Source organism: Kosakonia oryzae (assembly GCF_001658025.2).
GTDB lineage: Bacteria > Pseudomonadota > Gammaproteobacteria > Enterobacterales > Enterobacteriaceae > Kosakonia > Kosakonia oryzae.
The window spans coordinates 5,167,694-5,187,888 of sequence record NZ_CP014007.2; the positions used below are offsets into that span (position 1 = coordinate 5,167,694).

Genomic DNA, 20,195 nt, shown 5'->3' on the forward strand with positions numbered 1-20,195 from the left:
TTTTTCCCGCCTGTCAGGGGCGGGTTTTTTGATCAAATGAAAGCAAATGCATCGCCAAACAGGCGATCTTCACGCGCGCCGCGCTCATTGCAAAACAGGTCACGGGCAATCTTCGCCATCTCGAAACGACCTGCGATATAAATATCGTGTTCAGAGAGCGAACCAAAATCCTGCATCACCGCTGCCAGCACCGTACCAGAACGACCGCGCCAACCCTCTTCCGGCTGCTCAACCACCGGCACCACACGCAGATTCGGGTGATCCACCGACAGGGCTTCCAGCTCGGCCAAATCGTACAGATGCTTCTCCTCGCGTCCGCCCCAGTAAATACTCACTTCACGGTTCGGGTTTTGCGCGAGGGTAGTCAGCAGAATCGAGCGCGCATAAGAGAAACCGGTACCGCCTGCGATCAGCACTATCGGGCGCTCCTCGTCATCACGCAGCCAGGCATCGCCATGCGGAATGTCGATAACAATTTCGCGATCTTTCAGAATGCGGTCCATCACCGCCATGGCATAGAGATTCAGCTCTGACGCACCAATATGCAGTTCAATATAATCATGCTGATCCGGCGTAGAGGCCATTGAGAAAGGACGCTTGTCTCGCTCATCCATTACCACCATCAGATACTGACCAGCGCGAAACGAAAAAGCCGCCTCCGGCACTAAACGGACACGATATACGGTATCAGTGATGGCATCTACCGAGGTCACTTTACAGCTTAAGGTTGTCATGCGCTCTCTCTGTCGGGTCTATTTTCGTCATTCAATATGGCCAGTTCATCCCAGATGGCGTCAATTCTCGCCGTCACCTGAGGATCTTTTTTGATTGGGCGTCCCCATTCACGCTGGGTTTCCCCCGGCCATTTATTGGTGGCATCCAGCCCCATTTTTGAGCCAAGACCGGAAACCGGCGAGGCAAAGTCCAGGTAATCAATCGGCGTGTTTTCCACCAGAACGGTATCCCGCGCGGGATCCATACGGGTGGTGATCGCCCAAATCACATCATTCCAGTCGCGCGCGTTCACATCGTCATCGCACACGATCACAAACTTGGTGTACATAAACTGGCGCAGGAAAGACCAGACGCCCATCATGACGCGTTTTGCATGGCCCGCGTACTGTTTCTTCATTGTCACGACGGCCAGGCGATAGGAGCAACCCTCCGGCGGCAGATAGAAATCGACAATTTCCGGAAACTGCTTTTGCAGGATCGGCACGAATACTTCGTTTAACGCCACCCCCAGCACCGCCGGCTCATCGGGCGGACGACCGGTATAGGTAGAGTGGTAAATCGCGTCTTCACGCCGGGTAATGTGCGTTACCGTAAACACCGGGAAGTTATCAACTTCATTATAGTAACCTGTATGGTCGCCATACGGCCCTTCAGGAGCCATTTCACCCGGCTCGATGTAGCCTTCCAGTACAATTTCCGCGCTGGCAGGTACTTCAAGATCGTTGGAAACGCACTTCACCACTTCAGTTTTTGTACCGCGCAGCAGCCCGGCAAAAGCGTATTCAGAGAGCGTGTCCGGCACCGGCGTTACTGCGCCAAGAATGGTCGCCGGATCGGCACCCAGCGCAACCGACACCGGGAAACGCTCGCCGGGATGCGCAGCCTGCCACTCCTGGAAGTCCAGCGCACCGCCACGGTGGGAGAGCCAGCGCATGATCAGCTTATTTTTACCGATCCGCTGCTGACGATAGATCCCCAGGTTCTGCCGCTCTTTGTGCGGACCACGGGTCACCGTCAGCCCCCAGGTAATCAGCGGCGCGGCATCGTCCGGCCAGCACTGCATGATGGGAATGGTGGTCAAATCGACCTCGTCGCCCTGCAACACTTTTTGCTGACAGGGCGCGCCGCGCAGACGTTTCGTTGGCATATTCAGCACTTGCTTAAACTGCGGCAGCTTATCGAAGAGATCGCGGAAACCTTTTGGCGGTTCAGGCTCTTTCAGGAACGCCAGCAACTTACCCACTTCACGCAGCGCGCTGACATCCTCCCGCCCCATACCCAGCGCGACGCGACGCGGCGTACCGAACAGATTACATAGCACCGGCATCGTGTAACCTTTCGGATTCTCAAACAGCAACGCCGGGCCGCCAGCACGCAGGGTGCGATCGGCTATTTCGGTCATTTCCAGATAAGGGTCAACCGGCAGCGTGATGCGCTTCAGTTCCCCTTGCTGCTCGAGCAATGTCAAAAAGTCGCGTAGGTCGTTGTATTTCATGCGGTGTATTATCGCCTCCAGATAAGCGCTTTATTATACGGTGTTCAATCTGAGGTTGCTGTATTTTTGTTAAATCGACGTGAAATTCAGCAGCGCCTGGCGTGAGCGTTATAATGAACTTAGCCATCGTGCTGCGGTTTTGATATTCTTTCGCCCGAACTTACGGAAAAGAGTCATTATGCAATCCTGGTATCTACTTTACTGCAAACGAGGCCAGCTCCAGCGCGCCCAGGAGCATCTCGAACGCCAGGCGGTCAGTTGCCTGACGCCGATGATCGCCCTGGAAAAAATCGTACGCGGCAAACGCACAATTGTGAATGAACCGCTTTTTCCCAACTATTTGTTTGTAGAGTTTGATCCCGAGGTGATTCATACCACCACTATTAACGCCACGCGCGGCGTCAGCCACTTTGTGCGTTTTGGTATGCACCCGGCCCGCGTTCCCCCCTCGGTTATCCATCAGCTTTCGCTCTATCAGCCGGAAGGCGTGACCGATCCCGAAACGCCCTTTCCAGGCGATGATGTGGTGATTACCGAAGGCGCGCTTGAAGGGTTGCAGGCGATCTTTAAAGAGCCTGACGGCGAAACCCGCTCGATGTTGCTGCTGCATATGCTGAATAAGCAGGTGCTGCAAAGCGTCAAAAATACCGATTTCCGTAAGGCCTGAAGCAGCGTTAAAACGCGATGCCAAACAGACGCTGAACGTTTTTATCCGTTACCGAATCCAGCCACTGAACCTCTTCGCCACGCAGCGATGCGACCGTGGCGAGAATATGTCCCAATAACGCCGGTTCATTACGCCGCGATGTGGGCTTCGGCACCAGATCGCGTGGCAACAGGTAAGGTGCATCCGTTTCGATAAGCAACCGCTCGGCCGGAATCAGTGGCACTACTTCGCGTAATTCCTGCCCACGACGTTCATCACACACCCAGCCGGTAATCCCAAGGTACATACCACGATCGAGGCAATCTCTGGCCTCCTGCGCCGAGCCGGTAAAGCAGTGCAACACGGCACCTGGTAGCTTATTCAGCCATGGATCCAACAGCGCCAGAAAGCGCTCATGCGCATCGCGACAGTGCAGAAAAACTGGCATATTCAGTTCAGCAGCCAGCGCCAACTGGGCGCTAAAGGCATATTCCTGTTCACGCGGCGTGGAAAAATTGCGATTGAAATCCAGCCCGCACTCTCCCACGGCCACCACTTCCGGCAATGATGCCAGCGCACGGATAGCCTGCGCAGTTTCCGTCGTCCAGCCACTGCTGTCATGAGGATGCACGCCCGCTGTTGACCAGCAGTGGCGGTAGCGCTGTGCCTGCTGTTGCGCCTGCTGACTCTCATGCAGATTGGTACCGGTTATCAACATGCCGGTGACGCCCGCCGCTTGCGCACGTGCGACTACCTCGCGCTGATCTCTGGAAAACTGCGAACTGGTCAAATTGACGCCGATATCAAACATGCTCTTTCCCATACAAAAACCGCCCTGACGGGCGGTTTGTTACTCTTCACTGGTTTCTGTGTCGTTTTCATCGTCGCTAATACGACGCTTGCCGACATAAAAGCGGGCGCAGAAAACGCCAATTTCAAACAGGCAATACATCGGTATTGCCAGCAGCGTTTGCGAGAAGACATCCGGCGGCGTCAGCAACATGCCAACGACAAATGCACCGACCAGCACATAAGGACGCTTTTGCCGCAGATCGGCAGGCGTGGTGACCCCCATCCAGCACAGCAGCACAATGGCTACCGGCACTTCAAACGAGACACCGAAAGCCATAAACAGCGCCATGACGAAGCTCAGATAGCTGGCGATGTCAGTAGAAACCTGCACCCCTTCCGGCGCGGTATGCGTCAGGAAGCCAAACGCCAGCGGAAACACCACAAAGTAGGCGAATGCCATGCCGATATAGAACAGCAACGAACTGGAGATCAGCAACGGCACGACCAGGCGGCGCTCATGCTTATACAACGCGGGAGCAACAAATGCCCATACCTGATACAGAACGACCGGCGCCGAGAGGATCAGCGACACCATAAAGGTCAGCTTGATCGGCGTAAAAAACGGTGAGGCAACATCCGTGGCGATCATTGTCGCCCCGACCGGCATCTGTTTGATGAGCGGAGCGGAAACGAGCTGATAGATATCATTCGCGAAGTAAACCAGCGCGAGGAAAATCACCATGACGGCGATAATGCAGTTCAGCAGACGCTTACGCAGCTCAATAAGATGCGCAATAAGCGGTTGGGTATCGTCTACAGCCATGTTCAGGATTTTTCACTTGAAGAAGGTGAGGAGTCGGAAAGCGGAGCCGTGTCTTTTACCGCGGGGTTCACCGCCAGCGATTTTTTCACTTCACCGGCTTCGGGAGCTTGCTGCGGCGCGCTGACCTGATGCTCAGCAGTAGACGGCGTAACACCTTCGCGCTGCGCTTCGCTCTCTTTCACCACCGGGTTATGGATGGTATTTGCTTCATCGCTCGCTTTTTCGGCATCGTGAAGGCTGTATGAGCGTTTCATCGATTCCGCCGCCTGGCGCAGTTCGTCCATTGACTCTTTCAACTCCGGCGTCAGGTTTTCCAGACTCGCTTTCTCAACCTTTTTCAGACTGTCCTGGAACTCCTGCAGCTTCAGCTCCTGCGTCAATTCATTCTGCACCGTTGTTGCCAGCGAGCGTAATGCGCGGACCCAGCCCGCAATAGTACGCACGGCCACAGGCAGACGCTGCGGCCCCAGCACAACGAGACCGATGATAAAAACAAGTAACAGTTCGCCAAAACCTATATCGAACACGAATTACACCTGCTCTTTGTCGTGACGTTTTTCGTCTTTTTTAGCGTCGTTGGATTTTGCATCATCAGAGAGGGATTTCGCTGTGAAATCTGCATCTTGTGCCGATTTATCCTGCTTTTCCTCTTTATCGTCATCGCTGATGGCTTTTTTAAAGCCTTTGATGGAAGCGCCAAGATCGGAGCCAATCGAACCGAGTTTTTTCGTCCCGAACAGCAGCACGACGATAACTGCAATAATCAACAACTGCCAAATACTGATACCACCCATACATAGTCCTCTGTAACAGATGATGTTATAAACAGGCCCCAGTATACACATTATCCATTACGCTGCCTCTTTGTTGGCAGCGTCTGTGCTTCAGGCCCCCGATACGCGCCAATAGCTTAGCGTGTCTTATACCAACCGACCAGCCAGACAACAACACCACCGGCGATACCCCATAAGGGAGCCAGCCCCCAGTCGGGCCGGTTTATCAATAATAACGTCCCGCTAAGCAACAATGTTGCGCCAATACCAAACAGATAACGGGATTGCCCCTGACGGACATGGTTAGCCTGTAATTCGCTGGCAATCTTATCAACGCTCAACTGCAAATGCTTACCTTGCTGCAAACCGTTGTAGATCAGTTCAGGAAGCTCCGGCATTTTCTCTATCCAGAACGGTCCTTTCTCTTTTAACGCCCGGACCAGCGCAGGAATACCCACCTGATCTTTGATCCACGTTTCGAGAAAAGGTTTCGCCGTTTTCCACAAATCGAGCTGCGGATAGAGCTGACGGCCGACGCCTTCAATATAGAGCAAGGTTTTTTGCAGCAACACCAGTTGCGGCTGCACTTCCATATTGAAGCGACGAGCGGTATTGAAGAGATTAAGCAACACGTGGCCAAAGGAGATTTCCGCGAGCGGCTTCTCAAATATCGGCTCGCACACCGTACGAATGGCGAATTCAAACTCTTCGACATTGGTGTCCGGCGGCACCCAGCCGGAATCGACATGCAATTCCGCCACTTTGCGGTAATCGCGGTTGAAGAAGGCGATAAAGTTCTCCGCCAGGTAGCGCTTATCCTCTTTGTTGAGCGAACCTACGATACCGCAATCGATGCCGATATACTGGGGGTCCTCCGGATGGTCATAGCTGACAAAAATATTGCCGGGATGCATGTCGGCATGGAAAAAACTGTCGCGGAAAACCTGGGTGAAGAAGACCTGCACGCCGCGCTCGGCCAGCAATTTCAGGTTGGTGCCGTTCTTTTCCAGCGCCGCAACATCGGAGACCGGAATACCGTAAATGCGCTCCATCACCAGCATATTCTGGCTACAGTAGTCGGAGTAGATTTCCGGCACGTACAGCATCGGGCTGTTTTCGAAATTACGCCGTAACTGAATCGCGTTGGCGGCTTCACGCAACAAATCCAGCTCATCGATCAGCGTTTTTTCATATTCCCGTACGACTTCACGCGGACGCAAACGACGACCATCCGGCAGCAGGCGCGGAACCCACGCCGCCAGGCGGTAAATAAGCTTAAGATCGGCTTTGATCACCGGCAGAATATCCGGGCGGATCACCTTGATCACCACCTCTTTGCCACTCTCTTTCAGCCGCGCGGTATGAACCTGAGCAATCGATGCAGACGCCAGCGGTTCAATCTCGAAGTCATCAAACCAGGTTTCAACCGGCAGATCGCCCATCGCTTTTTCGATTTGCTGTTTGGCGAGGTGCCCGTCAAACGGCGCGACACGATCCTGTAGCATTGCCAGTTGATCGGCAATCAGCGGCGGGAAAAGATCGCGACGAGTAGAGAGCATTTGGCCGAATTTGATCCACACCGGTCCCAGTTCCTGCAACGCAAGACGCAGCCGTTCTCCAAGTGCTTTATCCTTGTGCCGGTTAGGCATCCAGAACAGCATCCTGCGCCAGATCCGCAGCGGCAGGGTGATACGCATTCTGGGAATGAGCTCATCAAGCCCGTAACTCAAGAAAGTCTGGATGATGAAATAGAGCCGCCGCAGTTCACCTGGCGTCATTTGCCCTCCAGTTTATCCAGGCGCTGAGCTAATGCTTCCGTCGCACGTTCCACGGCCGCCGTCTCTTCTGCAAACCAGGCCACTTCCAGAGCGCCCGGCGCGACGCGCCACTCTTCGGTTAACACTTCAGCGACGTAGCGTTGTTGACGCTGAACGCCATGGCGCAGCAAGCGCGCGCCACCGCGCAGGAATTTACTAATACCCTCGGCAGCAATATCGCCCGTCCAGGGAGCAAGCACCTCAGCGGGATCAAACTCAGCGAGATCGGCAAGCGCCACCAGGTTTTGCACGACCTGGATATCCCCCTGAACTTCCAGCTCGCCGCTACGGATAAGCGCAGTGAGTTGTTGGCGATCGCGCAGTTTCGGCAATACCCGCAACTGGGTGATAACCGAACAGTCGGCCTCTCCTTCCCATTCGCTCAGGACGTCGATCTGCTGCTCGCTAAACACCAGCACAAACGGCGAGGAGAACTCCTGCAAAACAACGCGTAAAACTTTGCCGTACAGACGCTGACGCGCAGAAACCAGCGCGCTCTCGCGGTAGAGAAAGGTATTCAGCGCGCGTTCGATTCCGGCGGCCACCATCGGCTTAAAGGGCATACGCACTCCTGTCAGAATTTGTAGCCACGGTGCAGAGCAACAATACCGGCGGTCAGATTGTAGTAGTCAACGTTTTCAAAACCCGCGTCCTGCATCATCGCTTTCAGGGTTTCTTGATCGGGGTGCATACGGATGGATTCCGCCAGATAGCGGTAGCTGTCGGCATCGCTTGCCACCAGTTGGCCTATGCGCGGCAGAACATGGAAAGAGTACGCGTCGTACACTTTACTCAGCGGCTCAATAATCGGTTTGGAAAACTCCAGCACCAGAAGACGCCCGCCCGGTTTCAACACACGGAACATGGAGCGCAGCGCTTGCTCTTTTTCCGTTACGTTGCGCAAACCGAAAGAGATGGTAATGCAGTCGAAGGTATTATCCGGGAACGGCAGCGCTTCTGCGTTTGCCTGTACATACTCAACGTTACCGATAATGCCGATGTTGCGCAGCTTTTCGCGCCCCATTTTCAGCATTGAGTCGTTGATATCAGCCAGCACAACCTGCCCGGTTTCACCCACCAGACGTGAGAACTTAGCGGTCAAATCGCCAGTTCCGCCGGCCAGATCGAGAACTTTTTGCCCACGGCGTACGCCGCTGCAATCAATGGTAAAACGCTTCCATAAACGGTGAATGCCCATCGACATCAAATCGTTCATAACGTCATATTTTGACGCGACCGAATGGAAAACATGCGCCACCATGTCGGCTTTGTTTTCTTTGGCGACGGTCTGAAAACCAAAGTGTGTTGTCTCTTTTGAATCTTCCGCCATCTTAGTGCCTGCTATTTAAGAATTTGTTTGTGAAGTGTATCAGATTGGACGCAATTGCCCTACGATTCAACCGCCCGATGATGCCTTCGCGCCAGGTTCCTCATGCTGCGTTTCATCGTCTAACTGGTTGTCTTCATTATATTCGTTTACCGCTTCCTGCCCCGATCGCAGGCGAAACTCTTCATCCTGCGCCTGAGCTTCCGCCGTTAATTCTGGATTAATCTCACGCTTAATCTCAACGCCAAGGCCGCGAAATGCCTCCGCCTGCGCCAGCACATTGCCGCGCCCGGCAGTGAGTTTTTTCATCGCCTGGCGGTAGTTATCCTGCGCTTTATCCAGGCTCTGTCCGATGGACGACATGTCATCAACGAACAGGCGCATTTTGTCATACAGCCGACTCGCCCTTTCTGCAATCTGTTGAGCGTTGCGACTTTGATGCTCATAGCGCCAAAGGTTAGCGATGGTGCGCAGCGCTACCAGTAGCGTGGTAGGGCTGACCAGCATAATGTTATTCTTCAGCGCTTCCGTTATCAGTTCGGGCTGCCTGTCGAGGGCGATCAGGAACGCCGGTTCCACCGGAATAAACATCAGGACGTAGTCGAGGCTGCGCAGGCCGGGAAGCTGCTGATAATCTTTGCGCCCCAACAGGCGAATATGATTGCGTACCGAGGCGATATGCTCCTGCAGCGCGCCTTCGCGGGTAAATTCATCGTCGGCGTTGAAGTAGCGCTCGTAGGCCACCAGCGTCATTTTGGCATCAATCACGACATCCTTGCCCTGCGGTAAGCGCACGATCACATCCGGCTGCATACGCGCACGGCTGTCGTTTTCCAGGCTGACCTGGGTTTCATATTCGTACCCTTCGCGCAGACCGGACGCTTCCAGCACGCGGGTCAGCACCACTTCGCCCCAATTGCCCTGCGTTTTATTATCGCCTTTCAATGCGCGCGTCAGGTTGATGGCCTCCTGAGCCATCTGGGCGTTTAGCTGTTGCAGATTGCGGATTTCATGCGCCAACGTATGGCGTTCGCGCGCCTCCTGGCCAAAGCTCTCCTGCACCTGACGGCGAAAACCGTCGAGCTGCTCGCGCAGCGGCGTTAGCAGGCCGTTCAGGCTCTGGCGGTTCTGTTCATCCACCCGCCGGTTGCTCTGCTCAAAAATGCGGTTCGCAAGGTTTTCAAATTGTTCGCTGAGACGCTGCTCGCTGCTGTGCATCTGGCGTAGCTTCTCTTCCGCATGCAACTGGGTGGATTCCAGGCGGGTGGTGACTTCACGAAGATCGGCTTCCAGCGAGCTGTTGATATGCTGCAGGCTGCGCAGTTCGTTATTGAGTAGCTCGCACTCTTCACGCCAGTGCTCGCTCTGAACCAACTGCTGGCGGGTGGCGCTCAGTTCACTAAACACATCGCGTTGCTCGGCAAGTAATTCCGCCTGCTGCTGCGCCCCGCGCCAGCTTGCAGCCAGCCAGCCGACCAGTAATCCCGCCAGCGCCAGCGCTGCCATGACGATGATTGAAGTGTCCACCACGCCTCCTCCAGACCTTATTCTTACAAGCGGGAATTGTGCTGTATAAACGTCCAGTTGGGAAGGGCTTTTCCTGCGAGGCGCTACGCAGAAACGGAAAGGGATTTGTCAGGCCCGGTAAACGTAGCGTTACCGGGCACCGGGAGAGAGGAATTACAGCAGGCGACGTGCGGCTTCCACCACGATTTTCACGGCGTGGCTTTCGGTCTGTTTCATCGTTTCTGCGTTCGGGATCTCCTGCTGGGTACGATTCACAATCACCCCAGCCACCATCCCGGCGCGCAGTCCCTGGCTTGAACACATGGTCAGCAGCGTCGCGGATTCCATTTCATAATTCATCACACCCATTGATTGCCACTCTTCCATTGAGCCTTTAAAGCTTTTCACCACGCGCCCGGAGAATGTGTCATAACGCTCCTGGCCCGGGTAAAAGGTGTCAGACGATGCTGTTACGCCAATGTGTTTAGTTGCGCCAATCGCATCCGCCGCTGCAACCAGCGCCGTAGTGCAGGCAAAGTCGGCCACCGCCGGGTATTCCATCGGTGCAAAATGCAGGCTGGCGCCATCAAGGCGCACGGAGGCGGTGGTAATCAGTACATCGCCAACATTGATATGCGGCTGAATCGCCCCGGTTGTGCCGACACGCAGAAAAGTGCGGATGCCAAGCTGCGCCAGTTCTTCAACGGCGATAGACGTTGACGGACCGCCGATGCCGGTGGAGCACACAATAACCGGCTTGCCATCCAGTTCGGCACGCCAGCTGGTAAATTCGCGGTGAGATGCCAGTTTGACCGGCTCATCCATCAGCGCGGCGATCTTTTCCACACGCTCCGGATCGCCAGGGACAATGGCCAGCGTAGCCCCTTGTAAATCGTTTTTGGTGAGACCGAGATGAAAAACATCAGACCTGGACATAACAGGCTCCTTTGTGGTTGGTTTTATCAGGAGAGGCAAAAAGCCACTTTACAGAAGGCGCCCGCCTATTTTCGTGATTAACGTCACCATGATAGAAAGTGTTTGCATATCATTTCCATAAATTAGTGACCCAAGTCACATTACCATGCTGTATCTTACAACGCAGCAGCAAAGATAGTCGATGAAACGGGGATTTGCGCGCGCGCCAGGCCTTCCCGTCTATAGTTATTGAAGCGCTAATAAAAGGGTATGGAGAATGCCATGACAACCAACAAACAGCCGGGCTTTGCACCTGCAGCTTCGCCTCACGCTTCCACCATCGTGCACACACCGGAGGACGCCCTAATCGCAGGCGAAACCTCCATTCCCACGCAGGGCGACAGTATGCCTGCGTTTCACGCCCGCCCCAAAAATGCCGCTGGCCCGTTGCCGATCGTCATTGTGGTGCAGGAAATTTTCGGCGTACATGAACATATCCGCGATATCTGCCGCCGTCTGGCGCTGGAAGGTTACCTCGCCATTGCGCCTGAGCTCTACTTTCGCCAGGGCGATCCGAATGATTTCGCCGATATCCAGACGCTCCTGAGCGGGCTGGTCAGTAAGGTGCCGGATGCCCAGGTGCTGGCCGACCTCGACCACGTCGCCAGTTGGGCGGCGCGCAATGGCGGCAACGCACATCAATTGTTGATCACCGGTTTTTGCTGGGGAGGACGTATCGCCTGGCTGTATGCGGCGCATAACCCGCAGTTGAAAGCCGCGGTGGCCTGGTACGGTAAGCTGGTGGGAGAGAAATCGCTCAACTCGCCGCGCCACCCGGTAGATGTCGCGACCGATCTGACCGCGCCAGTGCTGGGTTTATACGGCGCGCAGGATACCGGTATTCCTCTCGAAAGCGTGGAAACCATGCGCCAGGCGCTGCGGGCAGCTAATGCTACTGCCGAGATTGTGGTTTACCCGGAAGCGGGCCATGCCTTTAATGCCGATTACCGCCCGAGCTATCACGAAGAGTCAGCAAAAGATGGCTGGCAACGCATGCTGGCATGGTTTGCCCAGTACAATAAAAAATAGTATCCGTGCCGGGGGAAACGCCCCGGCAAATAATAGAGACTTAAGATAAAACGCTAATATGAAAACACCCTTAATTTCTGACCGTATTAACAGCGAATGAAGGGAAACGGATTTATATGAAAGCTTCGTTTTGCATTAAGAAAAAGTTTGATGGGATCAAGAAAATTCTATTATCCTGGCAGAAATAAGCAATTGCACCTCAGAAAATACTCAACGCCAGCGTCAGTTAATAGTATGTATTTTAATGTCTTTTCAAATCTCAGCATAAAAAAACACCAATTCAAAAGATGATTTTGCTTTTTCGTAGTGACCAGATATTGAACTTTGCTGGTTTACCTATTCTTCGCTTCCATGCAATACTTTGGATACACCTTATTACAGGTAAACGCCTTTAATAAGATTATGCTTAGCGCATATCATAGAAGGAATTATTCACATTTTTTGACGGCACTAAATAATTGCACAGACCAGCACCATAAAATGGTACTGGACATAACAAAACCCGGGCAAAGCTCCGTAAAAAAAGATTCCTTCTGCGCAACTATTTAGCGTTTTTACTTATATTTTTATACAGGGTTGTCACGTGAGAAAAAATATTTCAGCATTGTCGCTTTTAGCCGTATCTGTTTGTTTTTTGCCTGACATCGCCTCAGCCGCATCCTCCCATTCTGTAACGTCGACCCAAACGTTTTCAGTCCGGCTTGGTGCCTCTCGTTTGATTTATGATCCTGCGTCCAACGGTACAACCCTGACGGTAACCAATCCGCAGGATTACCCCATTCTGATCCAGTCTCAAGCGCTGGATGAAAACAGGAAAAATAAAGCACCGTTTGTTGTAACGCCCCCGCTGATGCGCCTGGACGGGCAGCAGTCCAGCCGATTACGTATTGTGCGCACCGGCGGTAATTTCCGGGCCGACCGTGAAACGTTACAGTGGTTATGCGTCAAGGGAATTCCCCCCAAAGCGGGAGACGAGTGGGCAAAAGAGGAGGCAGATAAAGTCTCGCTGAACGTTCAACTCACTATCAATAACTGTATCAAACTGCTCATTCGTCCAGGCACGTTAAAAAGCCATCCTGACGATGCAGAAAATCGCCTGCAATGGCAGCAGCACGGCAATAAATTGACCGCAACGAATAACTCGCCGTTTTACATTAATATCAGCGCGCTAAAAATTAATGGCGTTACCGTACAGGACATCAAATACGTTGCGCCTTTCTCTTCGCGCGATTTCACACTGACTTCCGCAACAAAAAGTAAAAGAATTGAATGGAAGATCGTGAACGATTACGGCGGTGAAAGTCAGACCTGGCAAGCCAGCGTAGAATAACAATGCTATTTAATTCGCCACAGCATAGAAGCAAGCGTATTTATTATTCATATGTATATATGCAATTAACTTGCAGGTGCTGATTTATTGGCATCACTCTCGTTCAATAACAACGACGCGCGTTTTTACCCTTTTTTATTGTGCGTTTATCGAAGGGTAGCAGGCATATTTATGGCCACATTACTGTTTATAAAACAATAATATTCGATGTTGTTTGGCTCACATTTATATGACAGTAAAACAATATTATGTTCTGCCATTACTCTTTGTTGGGATAGCTGTTTGCACATGTTCACCCGCAAATGCGGCGGCAGAAAGCTGGTCATTTGATCCCGCGCTATTAGGTGGCGAAGAGGGAAGAAACGTTGATATCTCGGTTTTTAACGAAGGAAGCCAGCTACCTGGAATTTACCCGGTAGACATTTTGCTAAACGGCGTCGTGGTGGATTCCAGGGAGATGGTATTCCATCAGGCGCGAGATAAAAACGGCAAGCGTTTTCTGAAAACCTGCCTGACTGAAGCCCTGCTGACGCAATATGGCGTGAAAACAGAAGAGTACCCTGGTCTCTTTGTCGCTCGCGCTTCGGAGAAAACAACCGATGGCGAGACACTGCAATGTGCCACGCTGACAGCCATTCCGCAGGCGTCAGAAACATTCCAGTTTTATCAGCAGCAATTGTTGCTCAGTGTCCCGCAGGCGGCACTGCGCCCAAAGGTATCAGGTCTCGCACCACGGGAACTCTGGAATGACGGTATTCCTGCCCTGCTGATGAATTACCGTATAAATACAGCCCGTTCGGCATCATCAGGCAGCGGATCCTCAACGAATAGCACCACGTTCGCCCAGCTTGAGCCGGGAGTGAATCTTGGCGCCTGGCGTTTGCGAAATCTGACAACCTGGCAGAAAGAGAGTCAATCGCCAGGAAAATGGCAGACTGCCTGGACCTATGCTGAACGCGGATTATATGACCTGAAAAGCCGTCTGGCATTGGGGGATCGTTACACCCCGGCCGACATCTTTGACAGCGTTCCATTTCGGGGGTAATGGTTGGCTCCGATGAAGCAATGGTTCCCTATAACCAAAGAGAATTCGCCCCTGTTATTCGGGGGATCGCGCGCACGCAGGCCAGGATTGAAGTCAAACGCAGCGGTTATGTGATTTACAGCACCACCGTTGCGCCAGGGCCTTTTGCGTTGACAGATCTTCCCTCCGCCGGTGACGGCGGCGACTTACAGGTGACAATTTTTGAAAACGACGGCCGCCAGCAAAGTTTTATTGTGCCCTCTACCACGCCAGCTATCGCGCTTCGTGAAGGTTATTTCAAGTACAACCTGATGAGCGGTCGCTACCGCCCGTCAAATGGCGCGGTCAGCGATAGTTATGTCGTTCAGGCGTCCCTGATGTATGGGTTGCCATGGGGCATAACGGCTTACGGAGGTTTACAGAACGCAGCCCATTACAGCGCAGCATCGCTGGGGCTGGGGGTATCACTCAATAAGTTGGGCGCTATTTCGCTGGATGGCATTCAGGAACAGAGAAAGCCACGCAGAGAAGAGCATTCACAAGGCAGCGCCTGGCGCGTGCGCTACAGCAAAAGCATTGAAGCCACGCATACCGGATTCACACTTTCCTGCAACCGCTACGCGTCGTCGGGATTCCACGGATTGTCGGCGGTGCTGGACAGCGATCAGGCGCATGAAGCTGGCGGATATCTGAATCAGAACAATTTGCGCCGCAAAATGCGCTCCAGTCTGACACTCAGCCAGTCCCTGGGACAGTGGGGGTCGGTGAGCCTGACGGGGGCCAGGGAGAGCTACTGGCAACATCACGAGACGCGGGATGAGCTGATGGTTTCCTGGGCCGCAAGTTTTCATGACGCCACATGGTCACTGAACTGGACGCAACGCCAGGAGCCGGTTTACCACGGCGGCGCACAGCCAGTCGGGCGTAAAACGGATCGGGAAGTGAGTTTCTGGATTAGCCTGCCTCTGGATCGCTGGATGGGAAACCACTCGCGTGCCAGTTATCAGATGGTAAACGGGGACATACGCGGTATGCAGCATGAAATGGGATTGAATGGCGACAGCTTTGATCGCCGTCTGAGTTGGGATGTACGTGAACGGATGACGCCTGGCAACCCGGCTACCGACCGAAACAGCAGCCTGATTAATCTGACCTGGCGCGGCGCTTATGGTGAATTGAAAGGCGGTTATCGCTACAGCCAATCCTCCCGCCAGATGAATGCGGGCGTGGCTGGCGGCGTAGTGATTCATCGCCATGGGATCACGCTGGGCCAGCCATTGGGAGAAACCGTGGCGCTGGTAGCAGCGCCGGGCGCAGCAGGCGTATCGGCAGGCGATATTCCCGGCGTGAAAACCGATTTTCGTGGATACACCACGCTGGACTACGTGATGCCCTATCAGGCGAATTTAGTCACGCTCGATCCCAATACCCTACCCGCTGATGTTGAAGTCCCACAAACGGATACCCGAATAGTCCCTACGGCAGGGGCCGTCATCGTGGCGAAATTCTCAACCCGAACAGGTGCCCGCGCCATCATCACGCTGACTCAGGCGAATAACCATCTCGTGCCCTTTGGCGCGCTGGTCACGCTTGCGGGCAATGAGACCAACACCGGCGCAGGTATTACGGGTGATGGCGGAGAGGTGTACATGAGCGGGCTACCGCTAACGGGAAGACTCCTGGTCTCGCTGGGCAATAAACGCCCATGTATAGCGGACTACCGTCTACCAGAAGAAAAAAACTCTGCGGGTATCTATGCCTTTAGAGCCGTATGCCGTTAAGCATGAAGGTGTCTGAAATGAAAAGCAAAATCACACTTCCGTTACTCATTGTCGCCGCGCTCTGTTTGCCCACAACACAGGCGCAGGCAGCGGAAGCCGTACCTGAAGTTACGCTGAACATACATCCACCCCAGGAGACAAAATTGCGTGATGGCACGGTTATCGGCTACGGCCGGATAGTTTTTCAGGCGGCGCATTCCGGGTATCTGGCCTGGCTGAATGCACAGAAAAGCGCCCCGACGCCGGGGCGATATGTACTGACGGGCAAGCGTGATTCTGCGCATCAATTGCGGGTTCGGCTGGCAGGTGAAGACTGGTCAGGTGAGAGCAAGGATCGAGGCGGCATTGTCAGCACCACCTCCGCGACGCGAGCCAGCTTTCAGATTGTCATCGACGGAAACCAGCAAGCCGCTGCCGATGAATACGTCATTACGGCCAACGCGCTTGCCATCGTCCCGTGAACAACGAGCACAACGCATTACGCGGGCTTCAGGATCGGAGGCCCGCGCACCAGGTTGTCACCTGCAAAGGCGACACCACCCACGCCCAGGTATGCGGCGCGGGAACAATCAACGATGATGAAACTAAAGGAATGATTTATGAAAAAGATAATACTGACCACCTTACTTGCGCTAATGAGCAGCCAGAGTTTTGCGGCGCTGACATCCCATGGAAGCGCGACCACCTCCATGACGCTGAATGCGCCAACATCATGGACCATTACCAAAGGCATAGACGCTGAAGGAACACTTGGGGCTGGCAACATTTATACCGACGACAGCATTCTGAACAATGCTGCGACCATCATTATTAAGAACGAGTCGACGGCGGCGGGCACTTACTACATTCGCGGGCAAGGGGACTCCCTTGAGACCGATGGCACCATTGTGTGGGTCAATGCCAGCGACAATACGCAAAAACACGTTGTATCAAATCTGACCACCACGCTCGACAGTACCTGGAGCACTGCGGATACCGCCTTTAAATCGAACACTCCGCTGGCGGCGGGTGATGAGAAAACGTTCAGTTTTTATGGGCAGTCTGGCGATACATTTGAACCCGGCACTTATAACCTCTCGATCGAATTGTTAACTGAAACGCCGTAACACTTCTGCGTGAGGTCACGCTATCACGCTGGCAGAGAGCGTATGAGCACTGCCAGCGTCACTGCCCTCTACTCATTTTACAGTTTTTCTGAATGAGAGGCCGTAACACAGCTTTTGTGTCTTTTCGCATTCAACGTTTTGTGATTACAAAGAAATAACGGAATGATGTTAATGAAAAAAGTAATGCTGACCACTTTACTGGTCCTGATGAGTAACCAGAGTTTTGCGACGCTGACATCCCATGGAAGCGCGACCACCTCTATGACGCTGAATGCGCCAACATCATGGAGCATTACCAAAGGCATGGACGCTGAAGGAACCCTCGGGGCAGGCAATATCTATACGGGCGATTCGATTATGGATCATGCTGCGACCATCATTATTAGAAACGGATCAACCACCGCAGGCACTTACTACATCCGCGGGCAGGGGGATTCTCGCGCGAGTAATGGCGATATCGTATGGGTCAACACCAGCAACAGCGCGGAGAAGCACCTTGTGCCGAATCTGGCGGTCAAACTCAACAGTACCTGGAGCGCGGCGGACGATGCCTATAAATCCAATAGCCCGCTGGCGGCTGGCGCAGAGCAAACATTCAGCTTTTATGGCCAGGATGGTGATGTGTTTGAACCCGGCGTCTACACCCTCTCTCTGGAGCTGTTAACCGAGACGCCGTAATACCTCAAAAAAACGCCGCCAGGGGACGATCCGGCGGCGCATAGCGGTTTACTGCTGACGCAGGTTCTGCGCGGCTTTCACCATATTAGCCAGCGCGGCGCGGGTTTCCGGCCAGCCGCGGGTTTTCAGACCGCAATCCGGGTTCACCCACAGACGCTGTGCCGGAATGCGCTGCGCCGCTTTTTGCAGCAGGGCTTCGATCCACGCCACGCTCGGCACATTCGGCGAGTGAATATCGTACACGCCCGGTCCGATTTCGTTCGGGTATTCGAACTCTTCGAACGACTCCAGCAGTTCCATATCCGAACGCGAGGTTTCAATGGTGATCACATCCGCATCCAGCGCGGCGATGGAATCCATGATGTCGTTGAACTCGCAATAGCACATGTGGGTGTGGATCTGCGTGTCATCCTTCGCCACTGCAGCATTAATACGGAACGCCTCCACGCCCCACGCCAGGTAAGCATCCCAGTCGCTGCGGCGCAGCGGTAAACCTTCGCGCAGTGCCGGTTCGTCAATCTGAATGATACCAATACCGGCAGCTTCCAGATCGGCCACTTCGTCACGCAGCGCCAGCGCGATCTGTTTGGCGATGGTTTCGCGGGTGACATCTTCGCGCGGGAAAGACCAGCAGAGGATGGTGACCGGACCGGTCAGCATGCCTTTGACCGGTTTTTCGGTCAGCGATTGCGCGTACTTCGCCCACTCGACGGTAATCGCTTCCGGGCGGCTCACGTCGCCGATCACCACCGGCGGCTTCACGCAGCGAGAGCCGTAGCTCTGCACCCAACCATTTTGCGTAAAGACGAAACCATCAAGGTGTTCACCGAAGTATTCCACCATGTCGTTACGTTCAGCTTCGCCATGTACCAGCACATCCAGCCCCAAACGCTCTTGTTCGATAATCGCCTGCTTAATGTGTTCAGCAATGCCGGTGCGGTAATTGCCCGCATCTAAACGTCCCTGTTTAAAATCCAGACGCAAGCCGCGGATCTCGGTGGTCTGCGGAAACGAGCCGATAGTCGTGGTCGGCCACGCCGGCAGGTTGAAACGCACGCGCTGCGCTTGCGCACGTTCAGCGTACGGACGCGCCCGCTGGCTGTCCTGCGCGGTGATCGCCGCCAGACGTTTTGCCACCGCCGGGTTGTGCACGCGGGTAGAGTGGCGGCGCGCCTGGATCGGGGCGCTCCATTCATTCAGTTTTTCGGTATTGCCGCTGTTCAGAGCATCACGTAACAACGCCAGTTCTTCGCATTTTTGCAGGGCGAAAGCGAACCAGCTCTTCACTTCAGCATCAAGGCGCGTCTCAACACTCAGATCGATCGGGCTGTGCAGCAGCGAACAGGAAGAGGCAACCCACAGCGGACGTTTGCCGACCACATCTTTAATCTGCGCATATTTCTCGGTCAGGTCGGCGCGCCAGACGTTACGGCCATTCACCAGACCAGCAGAGAGCAGCCAGTCGGCAGGCAGACGTTGATGCAACTGCGCAACGTTGTCTTTACCGTGTACCAGATCGACATGCAGACCCTGTACCGGCAACGCGGTAATGGTGTCCAGGTTCGGCGTGACGCCTTCGAAATAGGTGGTCAGCAGCAGTTTTACTTTGCCGTTCAGGGCCTCATACGCCGGTTTGAAGGCATCCAGCCACGCTTGCGGCAGCTCCAGCACCAGCGCCGGTTCGTCGATCTGCACCCACTCAATACCGCGTTTCGCCAGTTCGGCCAGCACTTGCTGGTAAACCGGCAGAATGTCGTTCAGCAGGCTTAAGCGATCAAATTGTTCGCCTTTCACTTTGCCCAGCCACAGATAGGTGACCGGCCCAAGCAGCACGGGCTTCACCTTGTGGCCCAGCGCCAGCGCTTCGTCCACCTCATCCAGCAGTTGCGTCCAGGTCAGTTTGAACTGCTGGCCTTTGCTGAATTCCGGCACCATGTAGTGGTAGTTGGTGTTAAACCATTTGGTCATCTCTGCCGCTGCCGCTGGTTCGCCGGTCGGTGCGCGACCGCGGCCGATGCGGAACAGAGTGTCGATATCGACAGAGCCGTCGTTGTTCTGATGACGAGCCGGCACATTGCCCAGCAGCAGGCTGGTGGTCAGAACATGGTCGTACCAGGCGAAATCACCGACCGGCAGCAGGTCGATCCCGGCCTGTTTTTGCTGATCCCAGTGACGGGCGCGCAGCTCGCGCCCTACCGCCAGCAGCTCTTCGCGAGAAGAATTTCCCGCCCAGTAACTTTCTTGCGCTTTTTTCAACTCGCGACGCAGGCCGACGCGAGGAAAACCGAGGGTGTGGTTATATATTGTCATGTCTTCTTCCTTTGATTTTTTGATTCTGAATGTAAAACTCTAAATAGT

General features: G+C 54.1%; 19 protein-coding genes and 1 pseudogene. 8 read left to right on the plus strand and 12 right to left on the minus strand.

The window, feature by feature from the left end:
• Positions 1-32: 32 nt before the first annotated feature.
• Together fre and ubiD are read right to left on the minus strand one after the other, a co-directional pair.
• Entirely contained in the window at positions 33-734 is a 702-nt protein-coding gene (gene fre, locus AWR26_RS24465) for an NAD(P)H-flavin reductase (protein WP_064568850.1), read from the minus strand.
• The gene (gene ubiD, locus AWR26_RS24470) at positions 731-2,230 is read right to left on the minus strand and encodes a 4-hydroxy-3-polyprenylbenzoate decarboxylase (protein ID WP_064568851.1); all 1,500 of its coding nucleotides are present in this window, start codon (positions 2,228-2,230) and stop codon (positions 731-733) included. The genes fre and ubiD overlap by 4 nt, the downstream gene beginning before the upstream one ends.
• Before the next feature lie 178 nt (positions 2,231-2,408).
• Between ubiD and rfaH the strand changes: the two genes are divergently transcribed.
• Positions 2,409-2,897, plus strand: coding sequence for a transcription/translation regulatory transformer protein RfaH (rfaH, locus tag AWR26_RS24475; protein WP_043955816.1), 489 nt, complete (start codon positions 2,409-2,411; stop codon positions 2,895-2,897).
• Between the two features lie 7 nt (positions 2,898-2,904).
• On the opposite strand, the gene tatD is transcribed toward rfaH, so the two are convergent.
• The 9 genes from tatD to udp all read right to left on the minus strand — a co-directional run bounded on the left by tatD (position 2,905) and on the right by udp (position 10,850).
• Complete coding sequence (gene tatD / locus AWR26_RS24480) at positions 2,905-3,687, minus strand: 3'-5' ssDNA/RNA exonuclease TatD (protein WP_139227973.1); 783 nt, start codon at positions 3,685-3,687, stop codon at positions 2,905-2,907.
• 39 nt (positions 3,688-3,726) lie between these two features.
• Complete coding sequence (gene tatC / locus AWR26_RS24485) at positions 3,727-4,491, minus strand: Sec-independent protein translocase subunit TatC (protein ID WP_064568853.1); 765 nt, start codon at positions 4,489-4,491, stop codon at positions 3,727-3,729.
• A gap of 2 nt (positions 4,492-4,493) precedes the next feature.
• Positions 4,494-5,018: a Sec-independent protein translocase protein TatB gene (gene tatB, locus AWR26_RS24490; protein ID WP_064568854.1), complete on the minus strand. Its 525-nt coding sequence runs from the start codon at positions 5,016-5,018 to the stop codon at positions 4,494-4,496.
• Between the two features lie 3 nt (positions 5,019-5,021).
• Positions 5,022-5,285 carry a Sec-independent protein translocase subunit TatA gene (gene tatA / locus AWR26_RS24495; protein WP_064568856.1) on the minus strand — a complete coding sequence of 88 codons (264 nt, stop codon included), beginning with the start codon at positions 5,283-5,285 and terminating at the stop codon, positions 5,022-5,024.
• Positions 5,286-5,401: 116 nt separating this feature from the next.
• Positions 5,402-7,042 (minus strand): ubiquinone biosynthesis regulatory protein kinase UbiB, encoded by a 1,641-nt coding sequence (gene ubiB, locus AWR26_RS24500; protein WP_064568857.1) that lies wholly within the window; start codon positions 7,040-7,042, stop codon positions 5,402-5,404.
• The gene (gene ubiJ / locus AWR26_RS24505) at positions 7,039-7,644 is read right to left on the minus strand and encodes a ubiquinone biosynthesis protein UbiJ (RefSeq protein WP_064568859.1); all 606 of its coding nucleotides are present in this window, start codon (positions 7,642-7,644) and stop codon (positions 7,039-7,041) included. Before ubiJ ends, ubiB begins: the two co-directional genes overlap by 4 nt.
• 11 nt (positions 7,645-7,655) lie before the next feature.
• Positions 7,656-8,411: a bifunctional demethylmenaquinone methyltransferase/2-methoxy-6-polyprenyl-1,4-benzoquinol methylase UbiE gene (gene ubiE, locus AWR26_RS24510; RefSeq protein ID WP_007369139.1), complete on the minus strand. Its 756-nt coding sequence runs from the start codon at positions 8,409-8,411 to the stop codon at positions 7,656-7,658.
• Between the two features lie 66 nt (positions 8,412-8,477).
• A complete protein-coding gene (gene rmuC, locus AWR26_RS24515; RefSeq protein ID WP_064569107.1) occupies positions 8,478-9,935 on the minus strand; it encodes a DNA recombination protein RmuC in 1,458 nt (485 codons plus the stop codon).
• Positions 9,936-10,088: 153 nt separating this feature from the next.
• Positions 10,089-10,850 carry a uridine phosphorylase gene (gene udp / locus AWR26_RS24520; protein WP_043955828.1) on the minus strand — a complete coding sequence of 254 codons (762 nt, stop codon included), beginning with the start codon at positions 10,848-10,850 and terminating at the stop codon, positions 10,089-10,091.
• A gap of 261 nt (positions 10,851-11,111) precedes the next feature.
• Here udp and AWR26_RS24525 point away from each other — a divergent pair, with 261 nt between their 5' ends.
• The 7 genes and pseudogenes from AWR26_RS24525 to AWR26_RS24550 all read left to right on the plus strand — a co-directional run bounded on the left by AWR26_RS24525 (position 11,112) and on the right by AWR26_RS24550 (position 17,837).
• Positions 11,112-11,918, plus strand: coding sequence for a dienelactone hydrolase family protein (locus AWR26_RS24525; protein WP_064568860.1), 807 nt, complete (start codon positions 11,112-11,114; stop codon positions 11,916-11,918).
• A 583-nt stretch (positions 11,919-12,501) separates the two neighbouring features.
• Positions 12,502-13,248 (plus strand): fimbria/pilus periplasmic chaperone, encoded by a 747-nt coding sequence (locus AWR26_RS24530; RefSeq protein ID WP_167351161.1) that lies wholly within the window; start codon positions 12,502-12,504, stop codon positions 13,246-13,248.
• Positions 13,249-13,477: 229 nt separating this feature from the next.
• Positions 13,478-15,720, plus strand: a pseudogene (locus tag AWR26_RS24535) (fimbria/pilus outer membrane usher protein); the annotation flags it as partial.
• 117 nt (positions 15,721-15,837) lie between these two features.
• On the plus strand, positions 15,838-16,053 hold the full coding sequence (locus AWR26_RS25835; protein WP_244256259.1) for a FimD/PapC C-terminal domain-containing protein: 216 nt from the start codon (positions 15,838-15,840) through the stop codon (positions 16,051-16,053).
• Between the two features lie 17 nt (positions 16,054-16,070).
• Positions 16,071-16,514, plus strand: a complete 444-nt coding sequence (gene afaD, locus AWR26_RS24540; RefSeq protein ID WP_167351162.1) for an AfaD family invasin — start codon at positions 16,071-16,073, stop codon at positions 16,512-16,514.
• A gap of 138 nt (positions 16,515-16,652) precedes the next feature.
• Positions 16,653-17,159 carry a hypothetical protein gene (locus AWR26_RS24545; protein ID WP_064568861.1) on the plus strand — a complete coding sequence of 169 codons (507 nt, stop codon included), beginning with the start codon at positions 16,653-16,655 and terminating at the stop codon, positions 17,157-17,159.
• A 171-nt stretch (positions 17,160-17,330) separates the two neighbouring features.
• Positions 17,331-17,837, plus strand: coding sequence for a hypothetical protein (locus AWR26_RS24550; RefSeq protein WP_064568863.1), 507 nt, complete (start codon positions 17,331-17,333; stop codon positions 17,835-17,837).
• A 48-nt stretch (positions 17,838-17,885) separates the two neighbouring features.
• Here the strand turns inward: AWR26_RS24550 and metE are convergent, their stop codons facing one another.
• Complete coding sequence (metE, locus tag AWR26_RS24555) at positions 17,886-20,147, minus strand: 5-methyltetrahydropteroyltriglutamate--homocysteine S-methyltransferase (protein WP_064568864.1); 2,262 nt, start codon at positions 20,145-20,147, stop codon at positions 17,886-17,888.
• Between the last annotated feature and the right edge of the window lie 48 nt (positions 20,148-20,195).